At 59.4% G+C, this 19,962-nt stretch carries 17 protein-coding genes; 7 read left to right on the top strand and 10 right to left on the bottom strand.

What is annotated here, in order from left to right; genetic code table 11:
- Positions 1–16 precede the first annotated feature (16 nt).
- From GKA01_RS08240 to GKA01_RS08230, 3 genes are read left to right on the top strand one after another with little or no spacing between them, the layout of a single operon-like run.
- On the top strand, positions 17–469 hold the full coding sequence (locus tag GKA01_RS08240; RefSeq protein ID WP_146861335.1) for an acetyl-CoA carboxylase biotin carboxyl carrier protein: 453 nt from the start codon (positions 17–19) through the stop codon (positions 467–469).
- Positions 462–1,832, top strand: a complete 1,371-nt coding sequence (gene accC / locus GKA01_RS08235; RefSeq protein ID WP_146861332.1) for an acetyl-CoA carboxylase biotin carboxylase subunit — start codon at positions 462–464, stop codon at positions 1,830–1,832. The genes GKA01_RS08240 and accC overlap by 8 nt, the downstream gene beginning before the upstream one ends.
- Positions 1,829–2,230, top strand: a complete 402-nt coding sequence (locus GKA01_RS08230) for a hypothetical protein (RefSeq protein ID WP_146861329.1) — start codon at positions 1,829–1,831, stop codon at positions 2,228–2,230. Before accC ends, GKA01_RS08230 begins: the two co-directional genes overlap by 4 nt.
- A gap of 10 nt (positions 2,231–2,240) precedes the next feature.
- Here GKA01_RS08230 and GKA01_RS08225 read toward each other — a convergent pair whose 3' ends face one another.
- The gene (locus GKA01_RS08225) at positions 2,241–2,804 is read right to left on the bottom strand and encodes a winged helix DNA-binding protein (RefSeq protein WP_146861326.1); all 564 of its coding nucleotides are present in this window, start codon (positions 2,802–2,804) and stop codon (positions 2,241–2,243) included.
- A 75-nt stretch (positions 2,805–2,879) separates the two neighbouring features.
- Here GKA01_RS08225 and GKA01_RS08220 point away from each other — a divergent pair, with 75 nt between their 5' ends.
- Together GKA01_RS08220 and GKA01_RS08215 are read left to right on the top strand one after the other, a co-directional pair.
- Complete coding sequence (locus GKA01_RS08220) at positions 2,880–4,970, top strand: hydantoinase/oxoprolinase family protein (protein WP_146861323.1); 2,091 nt, start codon at positions 2,880–2,882, stop codon at positions 4,968–4,970.
- A complete protein-coding gene (locus GKA01_RS08215) occupies positions 4,970–6,538 on the top strand; it encodes a hydantoinase B/oxoprolinase family protein (protein WP_146861320.1) in 1,569 nt (522 codons plus the stop codon). Before GKA01_RS08220 ends, GKA01_RS08215 begins: the two co-directional genes overlap by 1 nt.
- 48 nt (positions 6,539–6,586) lie before the next feature.
- On the opposite strand, the gene GKA01_RS08210 is transcribed toward GKA01_RS08215, so the two are convergent.
- The 3 genes from GKA01_RS08210 to GKA01_RS08200 all read right to left on the bottom strand — a co-directional run bounded on the left by GKA01_RS08210 (position 6,587) and on the right by GKA01_RS08200 (position 9,557).
- Entirely contained in the window at positions 6,587–7,531 is a 945-nt protein-coding gene (locus GKA01_RS08210) for a hydroxyacid dehydrogenase (RefSeq protein ID WP_146861317.1), read from the bottom strand.
- Between the two features lie 80 nt (positions 7,532–7,611).
- Positions 7,612–8,265, bottom strand: a complete 654-nt coding sequence (locus GKA01_RS08205; protein ID WP_146861314.1) for a DUF2848 domain-containing protein — start codon at positions 8,263–8,265, stop codon at positions 7,612–7,614.
- 35 nt (positions 8,266–8,300) lie between these two features.
- A complete protein-coding gene (locus tag GKA01_RS08200; protein WP_208653403.1) occupies positions 8,301–9,557 on the bottom strand; it encodes an MFS transporter in 1,257 nt (418 codons plus the stop codon).
- A 290-nt stretch (positions 9,558–9,847) separates the two neighbouring features.
- On the opposite strand from GKA01_RS08200, the gene GKA01_RS08195 reads away from it, so the two are divergent.
- A complete protein-coding gene (locus GKA01_RS08195; protein ID WP_146861308.1) occupies positions 9,848–10,687 on the top strand; it encodes a putative hydro-lyase in 840 nt (279 codons plus the stop codon).
- Positions 10,688–10,723: 36 nt separating this feature from the next.
- Complete coding sequence (locus GKA01_RS08190; RefSeq protein ID WP_228119977.1) at positions 10,724–12,001, top strand: MFS transporter; 1,278 nt, start codon at positions 10,724–10,726, stop codon at positions 11,999–12,001.
- A 3-nt stretch (positions 12,002–12,004) separates the two neighbouring features.
- Here GKA01_RS08190 and GKA01_RS08185 read toward each other — a convergent pair whose 3' ends face one another.
- From GKA01_RS08185 to GKA01_RS08160, 6 genes are all read right to left on the bottom strand, one after another.
- A complete protein-coding gene (locus tag GKA01_RS08185) occupies positions 12,005–12,895 on the bottom strand; it encodes a LysR family transcriptional regulator (protein WP_228119978.1) in 891 nt (296 codons plus the stop codon).
- A gap of 151 nt (positions 12,896–13,046) precedes the next feature.
- Positions 13,047–15,419, bottom strand: coding sequence for a TonB-dependent receptor plug domain-containing protein (locus tag GKA01_RS08180; protein WP_244289188.1), 2,373 nt, complete (start codon positions 15,417–15,419; stop codon positions 13,047–13,049).
- Between the two features lie 424 nt (positions 15,420–15,843).
- Positions 15,844–16,305 (bottom strand): RidA family protein, encoded by a 462-nt coding sequence (locus GKA01_RS08175; protein WP_208653402.1) that lies wholly within the window; start codon positions 16,303–16,305, stop codon positions 15,844–15,846.
- Positions 16,298–17,368 carry a DUF4392 domain-containing protein gene (locus GKA01_RS08170; protein WP_146861296.1) on the bottom strand — a complete coding sequence of 357 codons (1,071 nt, stop codon included), beginning with the start codon at positions 17,366–17,368 and terminating at the stop codon, positions 16,298–16,300. Before GKA01_RS08170 ends, GKA01_RS08175 begins: the two co-directional genes overlap by 8 nt.
- 17 nt (positions 17,369–17,385) lie before the next feature.
- The gene (locus GKA01_RS08165; RefSeq protein ID WP_244289187.1) at positions 17,386–18,297 is read right to left on the bottom strand and encodes a threonine/serine dehydratase; all 912 of its coding nucleotides are present in this window, start codon (positions 18,295–18,297) and stop codon (positions 17,386–17,388) included.
- Between the two features lie 376 nt (positions 18,298–18,673).
- Positions 18,674–19,828 carry a histidine phosphatase family protein gene (locus GKA01_RS08160; RefSeq protein WP_146861293.1) on the bottom strand — a complete coding sequence of 385 codons (1,155 nt, stop codon included), beginning with the start codon at positions 19,826–19,828 and terminating at the stop codon, positions 18,674–18,676.
- Positions 19,829–19,962 lie beyond the last annotated feature (134 nt).

The following is a 19,962-nucleotide window of genomic DNA, read 5'->3' as shown; positions in this document are numbered from 1 at the left end:
GAAGACAGACCGTCCCATGATCCCCGATCTCAAGACCCTTGATGCCCTGATGGCCCGGATGCAGGCGCTGGGCATTACCGAACTCGACTATTCCCGCGACGGCGAACATATCCGCCTGGTCCGCGGGGAACAGGACAACAGCCCAGTGTCGACGAGTCAGGCCCCGGCGGCCGCAGCCGCTACGCTTCCCGTCCCCGAAAAAGCCTCCACGCCGCCCAAAGCCGAAACAACAATCGACGCCCCCATGCACGGCCAGTTCTACGCCTCTCCGGCACCGGATGCGCCGCCCTTCGTCAAAGCTGGCGACATCGTAGCGGAAGGACAGCCGCTTTATATTCTCGAAGTCATGAAAACGCTCTCCCGCATCGAGGCCGAATTCCCCTGCCGGATCGTCACCGTGCTGGCCGCGAATGCAGACGCTGTTTCCCCCGGAACGCCGCTCTTTACCGTGGAGCCACTCGATGCGTGAGCCCGCGGTGTCCGTCCCCCGTCGTGTCCTGATCGCCAATCGCGGTGAAATCGCCTTGCGCATTACGCGCGCCTGCCGCCTGCTCGGCCTGCACAGCATCGGCATCCATTCCGAAGCCGATGCCAGCCTCGCACATCTGCGCCTGGTGGACGAAACGATCTGCATCGGCCCGGCAGCGGCATCCGGCAGCTATCTGGACGCTGCCCGCATCCTGCGCGCCGCCGAACTGACAAATGCCGACATCATCCATCCCGGCTACGGCTTCCTGTCCGAAAACGCTGATTTTGCCGAAGCGGTGGAACAGTCAGGTCGTACGCTGGCAGGCCCCACTGCCGCTATCATGCGGCTAATGGGCGACAAAATCAGTGCCAAACAGCAGATGCGCCGCTCGGGCGTCCCATGCCTGCCCGGTACGGAAGACGCCCTGCCGACCGACCTGTCCGAAGCCCAGACGATCTGCGACGCCATTGGCTACCCGCTGATCGTCAAGGCGGCGGGCGGCGGTGGCGGGCGCGGCATGCGCGTGGTGATGACCGCAGCAGACCTCCGCGACGCTATCGAAACGGCCCGTGAAGAAGCAGGACGCGCCTTCGGCAATCCGTCGGTCTATGCCGAACGCTTCCTCCAGCATCCCCGCCATATCGAAATTCAGGTTCTCGCCGACCGGCAGGGCAATGCCGTCTGGCTCGGCGCGCGGGACTGCTCCATCCAGCGCCGTCACCAGAAACTGGTCGAAGAAGCCCCAGCCACCGGCATCGACCCGCTGGCCATCGCCGAACTGGGCGAACGCTGTGCAAACGCCTGCACCCTGATGGGCTATACCGGCGCAGGCACATTCGAGTTCCTGTATGAAGACGGTGCATTTTCCTTCATCGAGATGAACACACGGCTTCAGGTCGAACACCCCGTTACGGAAATGACGACCGGCATCGACATTGTGCGCGAACAGCTCTTGATCGCGATGGGAGAACCCCTCTCCTTCACCCAGGCCGACATCCGCACGCAAGGCCACGCCATCGAGTGCCGCATCAACGCCGAAGACCCCGAGAGCTTCCGCCCGGCCCCCGGAAAAGTCCAAAGCTGGCGTGCGCCCGGCGGCCCCGGCGTCCGTATCGATACGCATCTCTATGACGGCTATGTCGTGCCGCCGAATTACGACTCCCTCATCGCCAAGCTGATCGTCCACGGCACGGACCGTACGGATGCCCTCAACCGCATGCATGCTGCCCTTTCGGAAATGCAGATCACCGGCATCGCCACCACCACACCGCTACATCTGCGCCTGATGAACGAACCCGGCGTCCGCGAAGGCGGTGTCAGCGTGCATTATCTCGAAGCCCTCATGCGAAAGTCCGCACCATGACTTTTCTTGAAGACCTTCTGAACGACCTGCCCGAACTCGTTGACCGGATGAGACGTCACGACGTCCGTCATGTCTCTCTGAAAAATGGGGCGGGTGCGCTTGCCTTGACATTGACCCCCGCACCGACCAGCAATCCGGAACAGACGCCCCCTATTTCCTACCCCGCAAAAGCGGAAGATACGCCCGTTCCCAGCCCCGAGATGGGCGTGTTCCGCTCAAACGGCCTGGACGAAACCCACCCGGTTCGCTCCGGCGAGATAGTAGGTTTTGTCGAGGCAGGCCCCCTCCGCCTGCCCGTCACGGCCACAGCGGACGGCACACTCGGCCCAGCACTGGTCGGGGATGGCGGCGTCGTGGGCTATCACGACGTGCTCTTCCGGATTCACCCTGATGGCTGAGACGCCGCGTTCAGAGAGACGCGGCGGAGCGGGATGCCTGTTCATAAAATCCCGTCAGCACACGCAACGCCTTGGCGACCTCGGCAATCGTGACATCCCCGACTTCCCGGTTCTGGGGAATATGCTCCAGCAGGCAGATCCGACGAAGACGAGCATATTCGAGGCAGACGTCGCGCCCTTTCTGTGTCGTGCTGACAAAAACCTCCTTGCCCCGGCGCTCACGCTGGATCAGCGCGTGTTCGTCGAGCTTCTTCATCGCGTAGTTGAGGTAATGCCTCTCGGACAGATTCAGGGTGAACATCAGATCCGAGATGCTTTTCTCCCGGTTCCTGTGATTGACACTGTGCAGGATGAGCGTGTCGAGCGCCGAGAGATCCGGCAGACCCGCCGCCGCCATCCCCCGCGCCATCCAGCGATGAAACGCATGGTTCACGACAGTAAGGGCAAATTCGAACTCGCTCAGATCCTCATTTCCCGGAACGGCGAGATGCGACGACGACACGATGAAGGCCCGTTCCATATCCGCAACATCTGGCATTACTGGCGCGCGGCTTCCGGCTTTTCCAACTTTCATGGCTCGTCCTCTCCGTCAGCCAACATCTCTTCCCGATATCCTATTGCACTCTAACCCGATACGGAAAACACAGGCATGGTCGACAGTTCACAAATCCGTCTCGCCGCTGATATCGGCGGCACATTCACGGACGTAGTCCTCCAGACACCGCAGGGACGTCTGACCCGCAAGGTCCTCACCACGCCAGCTGCTCCCGAAGAAGGAGTCATGAGCGGCATCGGCCTCGTGATCGAAGATGCCGGACTACGTTTTCCCGACGTGACAGTCTTCGTGCATGGCACGACGCTTGCGACAAACGCCATCATCGAACGTCGGGGCGCCCGCACGGCCCTCATAGGAACGCAGGGCTTCCGCGACATTCTGGAAATCGGCACTGAAAGCCGCTTCAACCAGTATGACCTGATGCTGCAAAAGCCCAGCCCGCTCGTCCCCCGCGACCTGCGCTTCACCGTTCCCGAACGCATGGACGCCCGCGGCACCGTCCAGCTTCCCCTGGATGAAGCCGCCGTTCTGGCGCTCGTGCCCCAGCTTCGCGACGCTGGCGTCGAGAGCATCGCGGTAGCGTTCCTCCATGCCTATGCCAATCCGGCCCATGAACGGCGCGTACAGGTGCTTCTTCAGGAGGCGATGCCGGACATCACCATCTCCATTTCAAGCGACGTCTGCCCCGAAATCCGGGAATACGAACGCACCTCCACCACAGTGGCGAACGCCTATGTCCAGCCCCTGATGGCGGGCTATCTGGGGCGCTTGCGGGAAGCCCTTGACGCCAAGGGGTTTGGGGGCGCGCTCTATCTCGTCACCTCCGGCGGCGGCCTGACCGCGCTGGAAACGGCGCGCCAGTTCCCCGTCCGCCTGGTGGAATCCGGCCCGGCGGGTGGTGCGATTTTCGCCGCCCAATGCGCCGAGCGTCTGGCCGAAAACCGCGTCCTGTCCTTCGATATGGGCGGCACAACCGCCAAGGTCTGCCTGATCGAAGACGGCGAACCCGCATCCTCCCGTTTCTTTGAAGTAGACCGCACGGCCCGCTTCATGAAAGGCTCCGGCCTGCCTCTGCGCATTCCCGTGATCGAAATGGTCGAAATCGGCGCGGGCGGCGGCTCCATCGCCCATCTGGATGCGATGAAGCGCGTCGTTGTGGGGCCGGAAAGCGCATCTTCCGTTCCAGGCCCCGCCTGTTACGGACTGGGGGGCAAGCGCCCCGCCGTCACGGACGCGGACGTGATGCTCGGCCTGATCCGCCCGGAGAATTTCGCGGGCGGCAGCATCCAGCTCCAGCCGGATCGCTCGGCCGAAGCGCTTCTGACCGATATCGGCACCCCGCTTGGGCTGTCGGCGGAAATGTCCGCCCATGCGGTCTATGAAATCGTGTGCGAAAACATGGCCAGTGCGGCGCGCGTCCATGCCGCCGAGCGTGGCGCCGTCATCGGCGACCATACCATGATCGCGTTCGGCGGCGCGGCCCCGCTCCATGCCGCGCGCGTCGCGGAAAAGCTTGGAATCCGGCGCCTCGTCATTCCTTCGAACGCAGGCGTCGGCTCGGCCGTGGGCTTCCTCGCCGCCCCCGTCTCGTTCGAATTGGTTCGTTCCTTCCCCATGCGTCTGGACGACAGCTTCAATTCAGCGGAAGTCTCGGCTCTACTCGACGACATGACGCAGGCCGCGCACAGTATGGTGCAGGACGACGCCCGGACGGAAACGCTTCACATCCGGCGCGCAGCCTTCATGCGCTATGTGGGACAGGGACACGAAATCATCGTCACGCTGCCCGACGGCGCCATCAGCAGCGACCATCTCTCGGCCCTGCGGGACGCCTTCGAAGCGGAATATGCCCGTCAGTTTGCCCGCGTCATCCCCCATGCCGCTGTCGAAATCCTGAACTGGTCCGTCAGCGTCTCAACCACCCCGCGGAAATACCCGCCATTCAAGGCCGCCCCGGCCCTGCATGACGCAGTCTCCGCCGACATCCGGAAACTTTTCGACGGCGCGATCGGCACGCATGTCGCCCTCCCGGTCTACGAACGGATGGACATGGGACCCGGCAGCCGTGTCCCCGGCCCGGCCCTGATCGCCGAAAAAGAAACCACGACCTACGTTTCCTCCCGCTACACCGCCCATCTGGACGGCAGCGGCAACATCATTCTGGACATGAAGGACGCCGTCTGATGAGCGCGCACTCCCATAAGGAAATCGACTTCCAGATCATGTGGAACCGCCTGATTGCCGTGGTCGGCGAACAGGCGCAGGTTCTGATCCGCACCGCCTTCAGCCCCATCGTCCGCGAATGCGAGGACATCTCGGCCGGCATTTTCGACCTGCAAGGCCGGATGATCGCGCAGGCCGTGACGGGCACACCCGGCCACGTCAATTCCATGGCGGAATCCGTCGGCCATTTTCTGCGTCACTTCCCCATCTCGACCATGAAAGAGGGCGACGCCTACATCACGAACGATCCGTGGATGGGAACGGGGCATCTCAACGACTTCGTCATCACGACCCCGGCGTTCCACAAGGGCCGTCTGGTCGGACTGTTCTCCTGCACCAGCCATCTGATGGATATCGGCGGTCTGGGCAACGGGCCGGAAGCAACGGACGTCTTCATGGAAGGCCTCTCGATCCCGATGCTCAAGCTGATTGATCAGGGACAAGTCAACGAGACGTTGATGGCCATGATCCGCGCCAATACGCGCCTGCCGGTGGATACGGAAGGCGATACCTACTCTCTGGCAGCCTGCAATGATGTCGGCGTCCGCGCCCTGTGCGACATGATGGACGAGTTCCATCTCGACAGCCTCGAACCGCTGGCTGATTTCATCATCGAACGCTCCCGCCAGGCCGTCCTCGACAAAATAGCAGGTCTTCCGCAGGGCACATGGTCCCATGAAATGACCATCGACGGCTACAATGCCCCGCTCACGCTCAAGGCAAAGCTCACAGTCGAAGAGGGACGCGTCAGCGTCAGCTATGACGGATCCCCGCCGGCTGTCGGGCGCGGGATCAACGTCCCGATGGCCTATACGCGCGCCTATACGGTCTTCGGGCTGGCCTGCGCGATCTCGCCGGATGTCCCCAACAACGCAGGCTCACTGGCTCCCTATCACGTCGAGGCACCAGAAGGTTCCGTCCTGAACGCCCAGCGCCCGGCCCCCGTTTCGTCGCGGCATGTCATCGGACAGATGCTGCCGGACATGGTGTTCGGATGCCTCCGCACGCCCCTGCCCGAGCGCGTTCCGGCAGAAGGAACATCCTGCCTGTGGAACATTGCCGTGCGCGGACAGTGGTTCCCCAAAGGAGCAACCACGTCCCAGACCTACGCGCTCGCCATCACGACCAATGGCGGCACCGGGGCCCGGCCCGGCCTGAACGGCCTGTCCGCCACGGCCTTTCCATCCGGCGTGCATGGCACCCCGATTGAAATTGCGGAAATCCAGTGCCCGCTCATTTTCTGGGAAAAAGAACTGCGCGAAAATAGCGGCGGTCTGGGCCAGACAAAGGGCGGCGACGGGCAGATTATGAAGATCGGCACCACCCAGAAACAGCCCTTCGAGCTGCTGGCCGCATTTGACCGCGTCGATCATCCGGCACGTGGCGCACTCGGCGGACAGGACGGCGCGGCAGGTAGGGTCGAAACCGCCTCAGGCCGGAAGCTTGCAGGCAAAGGCCTTCAGGTTCTGGAAGCGAACGATGTTCTCGTCCTCATGACACCGGGCGGCGGCGGCCTCGGCGCTCTCTGAGCGTCTTCCGCCCCCTTCCCGAAACGGAAGGGCGCGGAACTCAACTCTTCAGAGACGGTGCGGCGGCACACGCCCCGCAAGTGCGTCCTGAACCTGCGACGCACACAGCATCGCCATACGGCGCAAGGCCTGTTCCGTCGTCGCGCCGATATGCGGCGTCAGAACCACATTCGGCGCCCGCAGCAACGGATCATTCGCCAGCGGGGGCTCGGGTGACATTACATCCAGCCCCGCTCCGCCAACATGCCCCGTCTCCAGAGCCTTCGCCAACGCAGGACCATCCACTTCCCCGCCACGGCTGGTATTGATCAGAACCGCGCCTTTCTTCAGGCGGGACAGCGCCTGAGCGTCAATCGTGGGCTGACCGCTCCCCTGCGCCGGACGATGCAGTGACAGCACATCCGAGACGCCCAGAAGATCTTCAAGGCTCTCCGCCCGCTCTACACCCGCGGCCTCAAACACTTCGGCCGGAACGCTCGGAGACCACGCCACGACATGCATTCCCAACCCGTGCCCCGCAACCTGTGCGACATGCCGGGCAATGGCGCCGAACCCCACGAGCCCGATCGTCCGTCCGTGCAGTTCCGTGCCGTTATTTGTATAACGAAACGCCCAGTTCCCCTCCCGCACGGCACGATCCGCCTCGCACAGACGCCGCATGACCGCCAGCAGAAGCCCGATCGTCATTTCCGCAACGGACCGACTGTTGGTATTAGGTGCATTCGTCACCAGAACGCCCCGTTCCGCGGCGGCAGCCTTGGCGATCCGGTTGGTACCGGAGCCGTGACAGGAAATGATTTTCAGCTTCGGCGCGGCGCGCAGCGCCTCTTCGCTCAGTCCCAGATCGCGCGTAATCACTGCATCCGCGTCGCCGATTTCGCGAATCACCGCCTCCATCGAGGGTTCCGTGGCATAACGGGTCGTGATGCCGGCCTCGTTCAGACAGGTTACGGCATCAGGATGGATCTGTTGTGTAATGAAACACAAACTCATAGTGCTGGTTTTCCAAGGTAAAGAAGCGCAAGGGGGAATGATGGCATACCGCTCCCGCTTGTCCATGCCCAAAAGCCCCTTCACGCAACCACGGGAAGCTCCCGAATGGCGTACTGGTGAGACAGCACACTCCCGGTCCGCGGGTCAGACAGCTCGACGGTAAGGCTCTCCGTCCGGACAATCCCATTGAGCGTAGGAACGGTTCCACAAAACATCAGGCTCCCAGGCCCGAAGACCCGGCCCTCACGCTGTTCCCAGCGCGCCACCAGATCCAGCGGATTGAGCAGAGACGCTGCAACACCTTCCTGATAGGGCGTTCTTTCAGCCGTAAAAGAGCGCAACACCATCTCGTCCCACCGATCCGCCACATCCGCAAACCGCCAGAAAGCCCGACCGCTGACCTTGGGACAGACCTGCTTAGACAACGCCACACTATAGGCTTCGCTCTCACGATCCGTATGGTCGGACCCCACCCCCACCAGAAGATCGCTCTGCGTCCGCAGCAGAACCGGCTCGACCTCGCCCGAAGTCTGGCTGCCCAGCACATCAATCACAGGCGCAGTGCTCAGGGTTTCATGCCCGACCCGGTAAAACAGCGGCACGTCCGAAGGCGGTGCCACCCCAAGGGCAGCCAGCTCGTCAATATGATGCTGCACATCCGCCGCATCCCGCCCGGCCCAGCCCGCCACAATAACCTCCCTGACCGCAGTCAGATCGGGATAGAAAATTTCCATATTTCAACGTTCCTGTTGGAATCAGTCAGACACACTCAGCGCGTCCCGCGGGCCAGCATCGCGCCCGCACCGGAAACCAGAAGTGCCACAACCACATAAAGAGAAATCGACAGTTCGAGATGCGTCGCCCTGAACAGCGTCACCATGATGAGCGGCGCAAAAGCCCCGCCCCCCGCAAGGCTGCCGCAGGTATAGGCGATCGAAGAGCCGGAATAGCGGACCTCAACCGGAAACTGCTGGCTGATGAGCGCGCCCTGAACCGCATACATGATGGCGTGAACCGAAAGCCCAAGACAGATCCCGAAGCCCAGCAGGAGCGCCTGATGGGAAGCCGCACACCAGAAAAACACAAACGCGGCAGGCAGGGCGCACACCGTCCCCACAAGGAAAATCCGTTTCGCCCCCCAGCGGTTGCTGAACCGCCCCGCCAGCAATGTGACGATCACTCCCCAGACCGATCCCGCGAACACGGCCATCAGCGCCGCAGACCGCGTGAGCTCCCCTGTCTGGGTCACATAGCTCAGACTAAAAACCGTCAGCAGCGCATACAGGACATCTGGCCCGATCCGGGTACTGGCGGCGATCAGCAGGGAGCGCCCATGATGACGCAGGACCGCGCCCACGGGGTTGGCCAGAACCTCACCCCGCGCTTTGCGTTCAGCAAACTGGGGCGGCTCTGAAAGGGAAGACCTGACCACCCATCCGGCCGCCAGAAGCAACAGGCTCAGAAACAGCGGCAGACGCCATCCCCAGTCCTGAAAAGACGCGGCATCCATGGAGCGCGTCACGCCCCAGATCACCCCTGCGGACAGAACCGTTCCAAGCCCAGGCCCAAGCTGGGACCATGTCGCCCCCATGCCCATCGCCGTTTCCGAATTCTGTTCTGCCGTCAGAAGGAGCGCGCCGGCCCACTCTCCGCCTAATGCGATCCCCTGCAAAAACCGCAGTAGAACAAGCAGAACCGGACTGATCGCCCCAAGCCGCGCATAACCGGGCAACAATGCAATCAGACCCGTCGTCAGTCCCATAAGCGCCAGCGTCAGCATGAGAACATGCCTGCGTCCGGTCCGGTCCCCGAGCCACCCGAAGATCACACTGCCCAAAGGCCGCGACACATATCCCACGGCATAGGTTGAGAACGCCAGAAGGGTGCCCATCCACGGCAGCGCCTCAGGAAAAAAGACATGGTTGAACACGAGCGCCGCAAGCGTGTTGTAAACCATGAAATCATACCACTCGAACGTGGTCCCGATCGCGCTCCCCAGAGCAAGACGCACAGGCGACGTCGTCATGCGCCAGAACATCCGCTCACGGAAGATCCAGCCTGCCGGGCGCCTGAGAAGCAGTTCGTTTCATGATGCATACAATATCCAAAAGCGTCGGATTTTTCATTCCGGATCATTCATTCTGAACATTCCAATGCAATGCCGTCAAAAGATTTAAACGCAAAAAAGGTTCATAACGGATATTTATACATCAACATTTATTTTGATGATTTGAATCCAGAACGCAACGACTGTTAGCCTCCCGGAACCATCACTGCCATCGCCCGGCCCGTCTGCCGCGAACAAGGACGCAAACGATGCCTGAATCCGCTTTGCCGATCCCTCCCCTTTTCCACACATCGCCCGAAGACGTCCGCGCGCTGTGCCGGTCCAACACGGCTGGAACCGTCACCGCAGGCATGGCCGCAGGTTTCATCCAGGCCAACCTGGTCATTCTTCCCAAAGCATATGCCGAAGACTTCGCGGAATTCTGTCGCCTGAACCCCAAGCCCTGCCCCCTCGTCGGCATGTCCCAACCCGGAGAATATGATACCCCGACGCTAGGACGTAACCTCGACATCCGGACCGACCTGCCGCTTTACCGCGTCTGGCGGGATGGAGTTTTAACAGACGAAGTGACGGATATTCTGTCGTTTTGGCAGGGCGATTTCGTCGTTTTTGCGCTGGGATGTTCCTTTTCCTTCGAAAACGCCTTCATGGCCTGCAACGTCCCCATGCGGCATTTCGAAACGGGTCAGGGCGTGTCGATGTATCGCACAAATATTGCCTGCACCCCCGTCGGACCATTTTCCGGTCCAGTCGTCGTCTCGATGCGTCCTTTCCGCTCGCCAGACCTGATCAAGGCCACGGAAATCAGCTCCCGCATCCCTCTGGCTCATGGCGGACCAGTCCAGATCGGCTTTCCCGAAGAAATCGGTATCATCGACATCGAAAAACCCGATTACGGCGCCCGCACCGAAATCCGCCCCCATGAACTCCCCGCTTTCTGGGCCTGCGGAGTGACGCCTCAGGCCGTTCTGGCTGCAAGCCGCCTTCCCTTTGCCATCACACATGCTCCCGGCGCCATGCTTGTGACGGATATCCCCATTCCCGATTATGAAAATCTTGTCTCGGAACATTCTGGAAAAATAATATAAACCAGAATTATGCCTCCTCATGCTCAGGATGATTCTTTGCCCTCTGATCACACGCTCTTCCGGGTGGCCGTCCGGCGCATTATCCCGCTGCTGGTCGTCTGCTACATGTTTTCCTATCTGGATCGCATCAATCTCAGCTTCGCCCGCGCGGCGATGGAACAGGACCTCCACTTCTCAGATGCGACCTTCGGGCTGGGCGCTGGGCTATTCTTCATAGGCTATATTGTTTTTCAGGTCCCATCCGCGCTTCTGCTCGAAAAATTCGGCCCCCGCCGAACGATCGCCGCGATTATGATCGCGTGGAGCCTGATTTCCTTCCTGTTCGTCATCATCAGCACGGCCTGGGAATTCTGCGCCCTGCGCGTCCTGCTCGGCGCCGCGGAGGCGGGCTTCTATCCGGCCGTTCTGTACTACCTGGCGCTCTGGTTCCCGAACTCGATCCGCGCCCGCGTCACTACGGGCTTCCTGATCGCCATACCGCTTTCCGGCGCCATCGGTGGCCCGGTTTCCAGCTATCTTCTGGGCGCCTTCGATCAAGTCCTGTCAGTACCCGCATGGAAATGGATGATCCTGATCGAGGCAATTCCGCCCCTGCTGCTCGGACTGACCGTTCTGAAACGCCTCGACGACGGACCGGCCTCAGCCTCATGGCTGGATGCCCCCACGAAACAGGCCATCCTAGCCCGTCTTCCGGACCAGAACATCTCCACAAACGACACGACATCCATATTCGCTGCGCTGAAACAGCCTGAAGTCCTGCTCCTCGTCGTCATCTGTTTCTGTCAGGCCGTCTGCAATTACGGGATCGTCTTCTGGGTCCCGACTTTCATCGAACAGGTTATCGCCCCCGCTCCCGGAGAGCTCGGCTTCTATACGGCCATTCCTTTCGCTGTCGCAGCCGTGGCCATGCTGCTCAACGCTCGCAGTTCCGACAAACATAACGAACGCTGCTGGCATCTGGCCGGCCCCTTCCTGACAGTTGCTCTTTGTCTGGTCCTGACCTTCCTGTTACAGTCCCACGGCGCAATCGCACTGGTTTTCCTGACCATCGCACTCGCTGCAGCCCTCTGCGTCACAACCATGATCTTCACGGTAACGCCTCATGTGCTCGAAAAACGCACACTGGCGACAGGACTTGCATGGATCAACAGCCTTGGCGCGATCGGCGGCCTTGTCGGCCCCTACGGCATCGGTTGGATGCGCCAGCATCTGCACTCTCCGCTCTCGGGGGTCTTTCTGGTGGCAGCCTGTGCCACCCTGGGCGCCATAACGACGATCTACACACTCTCCTCACGCGTCAGGCGAACAGCCTGACCCTCAGGTCACATTGGCCGACACACGTTCGGCTATGGAGATGACATCCTCGACAATAGCCGAACCATGACTGATCAACCGCCCTGCCACACATCGCAGCAAAGGCAGCTTCATGCCGGTCTCAAACACCCGGAGCTTTCCGTTGGCCAGATAATCCCGCATGACCGCGTAGGGCAGCAGGGCCAGCCCTTCTCCGCCCAGCGTAAGCGCCAGAATGGACGGCAGGGAACTCATGGTGTCCACCCGGTGATGGACGATCCCCTCCCGCGCCAGAAAATTGCGGATCGCCGAATGGGGAATGGTGTTGCGCGACAGGGTCATGATGGAAATCGACGGCGCCTGCCCCAGATCCAGCTTGCCGTTGCTGGGCAGCGCGAAATGCTCTCTACCGACCATGGCGGTCTCATAGCTGCACAGTTCGCTTTCGATCAAACGCGGTGAATTGACCGGCCCGAGAAAAAATCCGACATCCAGCATTCCCTTGGTGATTTTCCGGGAGATTTCGTCCGAAACCGAAATCTCCAGATCCACCGTCAGATTCGGATATTTGCGCCGGATCTCAATCAGAAGGTCTGAAATCCAGGTCTGGGAAATAGTCTCGATCGCTCCGATACGCAGAATCCCGGTTGCGTCCTGATGTCCTTTGACCGTCTGGATCATCTCGTCCCTCAGATCGAGGATCTGACGGGCATACTGCACCACCGTCATCCCGACCGGTGTCAGCGTGACGGATTTGGGAGCACGATGGAAAATACTGGCCCCAAGGAGCGCCTCAAGATGGGAAATCCGAACGGACACGGCCGGCTGCGTCATCCGCAGGGCATCTGCCGCCGCGCGAAAACTCCCCAATCGTTCGATCCAGAGGACCGTCTCAAGAGACTTAAAATCCATCATGAACGTCTCTGTCCTTTCCTACGCTCGAATATCGGCCTTCTTACGATACCGGAACAGGACATCTGCCACCAACCGCCCGGGCAAAAAAATATCCTGCCACAAAGGGCAGGATATTTCGGAACAAGCAGGGAGATGTTTCAGGCGCAGCCTCTTAGAATTGCAAGGCTGTCTTGACGTAGTACATGCCACCACTAAAGCCGTAGGGCGAGTTATTGGGGTAGATAAACGCATTCTGAAGTGCAGCGCGCGAAGCCGCATTCGCTTTGCCGGGGTAATGATTTCCGAGATTGAAAGCCCCTCCCGCAATATGCCAGCGTTTTGTGATGTCATATCCCAGTTCAAGATTGGTGATGTAGGACGGCTTGGCATAGGTCCACTGGGCCTGCGTCAGGGACGGCGCCGCGACCCATGTGTAAGACCCGAAACGCTGCTCCTGCACACGGGCGGAGAACGGTCCACGATGCCAGACAACCGTCAGGTTCTCAATATTCTTGGGCGAGGAATGCAGCAGATATTCCGCATTCGTCCGGTTGAAGGACGACAGCCCAAGCTGCTGAAGGGTCGCAGGGGTCGCGTTATGATGCGAAATTTCACTATCCGCGATATTGAGGGAGAAGCGGAAGTCGAAATCGCCAAGATGTCCCGTCTTCAGATGATAGGCCGTCGTGACGTCCCCACCATTCGTAACCGTATTGACCGGATTTCCGTAATAGGCCGCATACAGCACATTGGGCAGCCCCGCCGCAGAGAGCAGGCTTTCCACTTCGGTCCCGCCGAACTGGGTGCTGTTATACAGACGGTCGTTAATGGAAATCCGATAGAGATTGGCCGTCAGCGTCCAGTTCGGCAGCAGCGTGGCATCCACACCGATGCTGTAGCTCCGGGACTGCTCACCCCGCAGCTTTGTTGCACCCAGAACCTTGGCCCAGTTCGAATTCACCGGAAGCTGCGCGGTCCGGTATGTCGGGAATGTCGTTTCGGCAAAGAACCCTTCCTCCGCAAGCGTCGGCGCCCGGTATCCCGTGTTGACGTTCCCTCGGAAAGCAAGGTTTTTGCTCACATTATAGCGTGTTCCGACTGACCCCGTGGGATGAACACCAAGATCGTCATAGCTGACCGCGTGACCGCCAAGCGTCCATTCCCATTTGGGCGTAACATAGAAATCCAGGTTGACGTGCCCGTCGAAAATTCCACGGTTCAGGATACTGCCCGCCGCCGCCGGAATTCCGAACTTGTCCACCGCGCCCGCAGACGCGATTGCCCCAGCATTCGGGCCGTCGAGAATGGGAACCCCGCCATTCTCCACAGATGCCGCATCGCCCTTACCAACCTGATAGGTATCGAAACGATAATCGAATCCATAACTCAAATTGACTGGACGCGGCAGGAAGGATGTCTTGATGATCTTCGTACTGTTAAATCCTGCATCCAGCTCTGTAGAAACGAACTGTCCCGTGTAAAAACTTGTCGGGCTGTCCAGTCCCATCGTGGGGTTGTCTGTATCAACAATGTGGTTAATCTGCTGGTTACGGCCGTAATTAACAAAGAAATCCCACTGCATCCCCAGAAAACTATGCGCACGGATGCCATTATTGACCTGAAAATCCCATTCCTCAGCATGCCACATCGGTTCCATGCCATTCGGATGGAGCGCGCGCACGACGTTGTCGTTTGAGGGCGCACGATACGTCTCAGGCGCGATGATATCCTTATGCGCAAACGTCGAGGTGTTATAGACTTCCCAGTTATCCGTAACCGGATAGGCCATATTCACGCTGGCCGTTTCAAGCAGCATGCGGATATTGCCGGCCAGACGTTGGACATCCTTGCTGGCGGTCTCGTTACGCGAATCACCTTCAAAATAGAGGTCACCCGGATACTTGCCTGACCGGTTGGTGGCAAGTTGGTTGTTGATCTGCGCAGCCACATTCAGATAGCCGCCACGATGCCCCAGTGCGAAACCGTAATCGGCATTACCATCGAAGGACTGCCCGTCCCCCGCATAAAAACCACTGTTCTGCAGATTAATCGACCCGCCCTTGCTGTCGGTCTTCAGCACGATATTGACCGCGCCAGCCTCGGCATCCTGACCGTAAAGCGCGCTCGCACCCTCAGTAATGATTTCGACATGATCAATGGCGCTGACCGGAATCAGCGACAGATCGGCCGGGTCCGTTCCGTAGTTCGGGCCTGACTGGTAGTAATTGAAATTGGCATCCACATGCCGACGCTTGCCATTGACCAGCATCAGCGTCTGATCCGCACCAAGGTTTCGTAACTGCATCGTTTTATTAAAGCCATTGCTTCCCATCCCGCCAAAGGGAGACGACGTCACCGCCGCGGAGAGCTGGGACAGGGCCGCAAGAATATTGGTCTGGCCGGTTTCCTTGAGCTGCTGTGAGGAATACCGGAAAACCTGCACCGTGCTGTGCTCACGCGTCGACGGGGAAAAGACGCTGGTTCCGGGCACGGTCCTGCCACGAACGGCAATACTTTCCGTGTCCTTCGCGCTGATCTGCGTCACCCGCTTCCTCTCTATCTTTTTCACAGACCGGGGCGCCACAGGAACTGCATGAGCGGTTTTTTTAACAGACGGAGCAGTCAATTTCGTATTTCTAGCAAGAGCCGCATGACAAAGAGACGTTGTCAGCAGACAGATCGTACTCAATGAGAGAGAGCGGGACAGGGTTTTCCGAACAAACATTTTCACTCACTCCTGGAATTTGGGAAAGCAACTGACATAAGGCGCCAGGATTTCTTCTAATTCTCTGCGATTACTTTGTCCGGGGTCGTTCTGCGCTCCGCCCGATCAGCATTTTCGCTTCAACTTCTTTACATAATAATAAGTGTTGGTACGATATTGGAACGTTTATCTTGTTATCCAAGCCAATAAATTTTTCTTATCCTGGACACGGAACGGACCACGCATGATCCGTCCCGCAGACCTGTCAGTCGATCCTGAACATGGCTTCCACTTCCACCGCCATTCCCGACGGTAGGGAAGACGTGCCGGTCGCAATACGCACATGGCGTCCTGCATCCCCCAGCAGTTCACCGAACAGATCGGACGCGCCATTCAGAACTGTCGCCTGCTGTTCGAACTTTTCGGTACACCGAACCACCCCCGCAACCCGCACGAGCTGCCTGATTCTGGAGAGGTCTCCCTCGAGAAAATTCCAGACCTGGGCAATGATATTCAACGCACAGAGCCTTGCCGCCTGCTGACCTTCCTCAACGGAGAAATCCTTCCCGACAACGCCCTTGTAACGAAGATCGTCCCCCCAGCGAGGCCCCTGCCCGGCAACGAACAGAAACCCATCACAAGCCAGAACAGGCGTATAATTGCCCCGTGGAACGCTGACAGGTGGGAGGGGAATGCCACCCCCACACACGGGAGTTTCGTCACGCACGGATCTGTCTCCAGTCTCCTGACTGACCCTGCCAGTTGATGACCATCCCGAGATGGCGTTGCAGCGTTTTGCGAAAGACCTGAATCAGGCCGCGCCATTCCTCTGCGGCAATACCGTCGGTTGCGGGTTCGGGCCCCATGAACATCCCGTCCACGCCACCACTCGCCACACAGGCCTCGATACAGCGGACCTCAAGCTCAGGTTCATGAAAAACGGCCTGATTTTCCAAAAGGCACGCCAGAGCCGCCACCAGACCAGTCGCCCCCCAGTTCGAAACATTCGCGACGATCAGAAGGTCGGTCGCTGTTTCGGCCGCAACGCCTCCCCGTCCCTCAATGCCGCAGTCCCGGGCCTTGACGATCTTCTGTTTCAGTTCAGCAGCAATCACCCCCATGCCCAGTTCGTTGCCACCATCCCCGATGCCAATGGACAGCAGCCCGAGTTTGCGCGCCTGTGCGAACAGATAGTCCAGATCGGCCACCATCCCGTCCAGCGGTCGGCCACCCAAACCATGATACAAACCACGATCATTGGCGCCTGGCCGTTCTATCGATATCAGAAGACTCGGCTGCACCTGAGCCAGAAGCGCATCACAGACCCTCCGGCTGCCCGCTTCGTCCTTGGGTACGGTCGCAACATAGACCGGTCGCAAATACGGAACAGGGACGATCTTTCCATCTTCCGGCAGATCGAATGGTGCAAGACCCGCACCACGACAGGTCGCGAACATCATGTCCCGCCAGTCCTCGTCCACAACAATAACCGTTTCGCGCGACAGGCCCAGAAAAACCGAACGCGCGATGAACGCGGCCCCGACCGGTCCATCCGTCTCCGGCACGCCGCCGCCTTCGGGAAAGCCGGTCGCGATCAGCACCGGGCCGGGACGCCTGGCCACCTGCTCCACGATCATTTCAGCAGCGGCCATACACATATATCCCGGCTGCCGCTTCTGCAGGGCTTCGTAAATCAGACCGATACTACCGACACCTGTATAATCCAGCACCATGAAGTCATCGATGGTTCCGGCAATCCGGTCATAAAGAAGTGTTCCGTTCTGCAGCATGACGACACGCTTCCTTTTTACAGTATTTCGGAATAAACGGCGGGATCGACATTTCCGCCACTCAGGACGGCTACCGTCACCTTGCCCTGCACATCCAGCTTTCCAGACAGGATCGCGGCAAGAGGTGCCGCCCCTCCCGGTTCCGCAACCAGCTTGAAATGCTCGAAACAGTTGGCCATGCCAACACGAACCTCGACATCATTCACCACCAGACCGTCCGCAAGAAGGGCATGGTTCGTGGGGAAGGTCAGCGCGCCGGGCGTTGGTACCATAAGAGAGTCACACAGGGTCATCACGCCCGATGCGTTTTCAACGCGCTGTCCACAGGCCAGCGAACGGGCAAGATCGTCAAAACCGGCAGGCTCCACCGAATAAACCGATGTTTCAGGCCTCAGCGTACGGACCGCCGTGGCGATGCCTGCCACAAGCCCTCCGCCACTCGCGCTGGAGAGGACATGATCGGGCATAATACCCAGGTCCCGGCACTGCTCCATGATCTCCAGGCCAACCGTACCCTGACCCGCCATGACTTTATAATCGTCATAAGGCGGCACGATGACCGCCCCTTCAGCCTCCGCGATGCGGGCACCGATTTCTTCGCGATTTTCCGTTGCGCGGTCATAAAGCCTGACCTGGGCTCCATACCGGCGTGCACCTTCGATTTTCATCTTGGGGGCGCTCTCCGGCATGATGATATGGGCTGGGATTTCCAGGAGGGCACAGACGGCCGCGATGGCCAGGGCATGATTTCCGGATGACCACGCCACCACACCTCCGCGCCGTTCTTCCGGCGTCAACTGAAGGATACGGTTGCAGGCACCACGAAATTTGAAAGATCCGGTTTTCTGGAGCATTTCGGGTTTGACCAGAACCCGTCCCCCCAGTCTGTCATTCAGGACCGGGCTCTCGAGAAGGGGCGTACGGACCACATGTTCCCGGATCCTGCATGACGCCGCAAATATTTCGGAAAAGCTCAGTGTCCTGTTTTCGGATATCGTCACAAATACTTACCCCTCTTCTGATAGGGGTATCATTCTTTTTGAACGTTTCTCAAATCAAATATTATGTTTATATAACAACCTATAAACAGGAATTATCAGTCTGGATTTACAGCATCGCAACTTACAGAAGAGAGAGGATTTTCTTCATCTTCGCGCGGGCAGAAAAAGGATTCTGCCCTGTCACCAGTCACCCGTCAGATAGAGGGCACCGCATGCCCGAGGCATGGGCACTGAACCAGCCGCCCCTCCGAGCAAAAACAGGAAGCGGTTCTCCAGAAAAGTGCCTCAGGAATTTTCGCGTATTTTACTGGCTGGAAAACACGCCGTAGTCACAACTTTCCGTTTCCTTGCAGATCCCGGGCTTCAGGTTGACCGAAACAATACCATGCTTTCGCAGACGCTCGGGAAACCGGGCGTCCTCCAGAGTCGGCGCGCTGTACCGGAACCGCACGGCCTGACGACCCCGAGCATTCTGGACGAGATCGAAAATCAGCGCCCCTGCCGGAAGTGGCATGTCCACCGGAAGACCCGCAGCCTGCCAGTGCAATCCAAATCTTCCCGCCAGGGCATTAAGCGTATCGTCATGTCCGACAATGAGCAGGACGTGCTTTTTCCCAGTCAGTGAGCGGGCAAAGGTCTCTTTGATCAGTCCCACGACTGGCGCACTTTCAACCGACGCCAAAAAGGCGGAACGTCGTGTCAGACGGGCATAGAGCGTGTTAAGTGCCAGCAGACGCCCCACATCCGCCGCCGTCAACGCCCCCCATCCCGCCTGCATGCCCTGTTCATACTCCATCATGAAAGTATCGGTGATCTGAAACGCGGCCAGAAGCGGTCCATGCAGCACCGGCCATCCGCCTCGCGAAACCTCGATCGTGCTGGGCGCCAGGGTCCAGTATGGATTCTTCAGGACGCCCCCGAATGACGTCATGAGTTCTGCCATTTCAGAATTAGGATGGAAGTCCGCAAGCGCCTGAGACATAGCATTCGTCGCAAGCCGGACCGTCTCCGCAGTTTCGACGGGTTTGAACGGGTTCTGCGGCAACGTTGTAGCGGGCGTTACGGGAACATCACAGGACGGGAATGCCGCGCCTGCGACAGCTTTTGCCGTATCGAGGGTCCGCTGATCCGTATCGGCAATAACCGTAAAAACTGAAACCGACGGACATCCGGCAGCAACAAGCCCACTCCGACGCCAGAACGCCCCGTCATCCTGTCCCACAATGCTGACGACATCCCGTCCATGCCGCGTCAGTTGTCCGGGACCATCCTCCCATTCAGGCCAGCGGCGTTCCGTCAGCGACGGACTGGAAACTCCGGGCAGGATCGGAGCGCGGATTCCATGTCGCATGACAACGACTTCCGCCAGAATCCTCTCCTGTGCCTGCGCCAGAACCGGGGCCCCAACGGCCCCAAGACTGAAGAACAGGACGAAAATCCTGAAAAAATGCCATGCCACGCCACACCTCATTCAGAAACCCATCGTTAAGCCAAGCACACCGGCAAAACCACCGCCAACGAAACGGGTGATGCACGCCCTCTGCTTTGGCCCCACGATTGCAGTTGCCATTTTTTGCATTGGTCGTCACACCC

The organism is Gluconobacter kanchanaburiensis NBRC 103587, assembly GCF_007988905.1.
Lineage (GTDB): Bacteria > Pseudomonadota > Alphaproteobacteria > Acetobacterales > Acetobacteraceae > Gluconobacter > Gluconobacter kanchanaburiensis.
Note: the sequence above shows the minus strand (reverse complement) of the source record. Positions and strands in the feature narration are given on the sequence as shown.

What these genes read in the sequence shown, in the direction of transcription:
- GKA01_RS08240 (WP_146861335.1), top strand. Translation starts at nt 17, where the DNA reads ATGATCCCCGATCTCAAGACCCTTGATGCCCTGATGGCCCGGATGCAG.
- accC (WP_146861332.1), top strand. Translation starts at nt 462, where the DNA reads ATGCGTGAGCCCGCGGTGTCCGTCCCCCGTCGTGTCCTGATCGCCAAT.
- GKA01_RS08230 (WP_146861329.1), top strand. Translation starts at nt 1,829, where the DNA reads ATGACTTTTCTTGAAGACCTTCTGAACGACCTGCCCGAACTCGTTGAC.
- GKA01_RS08225 (WP_146861326.1), bottom strand. Translation starts at nt 2,804, where the DNA reads ATGAAAGTTGGAAAAGCCGGAAGCCGCGCGCCAGTAATGCCAGATGTT.
- GKA01_RS08220 (WP_146861323.1), top strand. Translation starts at nt 2,880, where the DNA reads ATGGTCGACAGTTCACAAATCCGTCTCGCCGCTGATATCGGCGGCACA.
- GKA01_RS08215 (WP_146861320.1), top strand. Translation starts at nt 4,970, where the DNA reads ATGAGCGCGCACTCCCATAAGGAAATCGACTTCCAGATCATGTGGAAC.
- GKA01_RS08210 (WP_146861317.1), bottom strand. Translation starts at nt 7,531, where the DNA reads ATGAGTTTGTGTTTCATTACACAACAGATCCATCCTGATGCCGTAACC.
- GKA01_RS08205 (WP_146861314.1), bottom strand. Translation starts at nt 8,265, where the DNA reads ATGGAAATTTTCTATCCCGATCTGACTGCGGTCAGGGAGGTTATTGTG.
- GKA01_RS08200 (WP_208653403.1), bottom strand. Translation starts at nt 9,557, where the DNA reads ATGACGACGTCGCCTGTGCGTCTTGCTCTGGGGAGCGCGATCGGGACC.
- GKA01_RS08195 (WP_146861308.1), top strand. Translation starts at nt 9,848, where the DNA reads ATGCCTGAATCCGCTTTGCCGATCCCTCCCCTTTTCCACACATCGCCC.
- GKA01_RS08185 (WP_228119978.1), bottom strand. Translation starts at nt 12,895, where the DNA reads ATGATGGATTTTAAGTCTCTTGAGACGGTCCTCTGGATCGAACGATTG.
- GKA01_RS08170 (WP_146861296.1), bottom strand. Translation starts at nt 17,368, where the DNA reads ATGCTGCAGAACGGAACACTTCTTTATGACCGGATTGCCGGAACCATC.